This is a genomic window from Herbiconiux daphne, from assembly GCF_024979295.1.
Lineage (GTDB): Bacteria > Actinomycetota > Actinomycetes > Actinomycetales > Microbacteriaceae > Herbiconiux > Herbiconiux daphnes.
In genome coordinates, this window is the sequence record NZ_JANLCJ010000197.1 from 1 (window position 1) to 946 (window position 946).

A 946-nucleotide genomic window follows, 5' to 3' on the forward strand; every position below is an offset into this window, starting at 1 on the left:
CGCCATTGGCGATAGCAAAGTCCATCAGTTCTTCGTACAGTGCTTTACTCCAACCCGGAATATCACGCTGAAGAACCTGACCCGCTTCAGCAGCTTCAGCAGCTTTCTGTTTAGCGGTTTCTTCTGCAATTTCAGCATCACGTGCTTCCATTGCGGAGATAATCTCTTTACGACGTTCAATGAAACGGTCTAAATACTCGCGGTTTTCAACATAACCAGCTGGATCTTCAGATTTGTAACGACCCCAATCGAAACCATTGTAATCTTCGATAGTGCGATCAGCTTCAAGCTTAGCTAGCTCAAGCAGTTTACCAATGTCCTTAGATTTCTCTACGAACTCATTTTGAGCTTCTTGGAATTCGGCAATAGCAGTATTCAGTTCAGCACTGTTACGATAACCTTTAACCAATTCACTCAAAGTTACGTCATCACCAGTAGGCAGAGTAATCTGGTAATCTTCAAAGTCGACTTCTTCGCCGTCTTCATCAGTTACTTCAATTTCACCTTCTTCCTCGGATTCTTCACTTTCTTCTTCAGTTTCTTCCTCAACTTCCTCTTCTTCGTGGTTTTCACCAACCAGATCAGAAATATCATCCACTACACCACCATCAGTGTGAACATCGCGCTCAGTGGTATCATGGCCATTATTCTCACCATTCAGACCTACAATATCAGTCAGAGAAGAGAAATCAAAAGAATCGGTGTCGAAATACATATCATTTGTGTTGTTACCAGACATTAGTAGTCTCCTTGATCAGACTTGCATACGTTGATGCATTCTTGAAGTTTGACCGCAAAAGCATCGATTGCTTTGGCAGTATAATATAGTTCCTCACGAGTTTCTTTCTCGTCAGGTTTGGTCATTAACATTTTTTGACCGAGATCCTCTCTCATTGAACCGAGGAGTAGGTGTATATTTTCCCACTCCCCATCAACGAAAGTCTTT

2 protein-coding genes are annotated in these 946 nt (G+C 42.2%); both read right to left on the reverse strand.

Annotation, left to right across the window (positions count from 1 at the left end; genetic code table 11):
* Positions 1–739: hypothetical protein (locus tag N1032_RS24070; RefSeq protein WP_259542985.1), on the reverse strand; the 739-nt coding region annotated here is incomplete at its 3' end.
* Positions 739–946 (reverse strand): hypothetical protein (locus tag N1032_RS24075; RefSeq protein WP_259542987.1); only part of this gene is annotated, 208 nt, incomplete at its 5' end. The genes N1032_RS24070 and N1032_RS24075, both read right to left, overlap by 1 nt.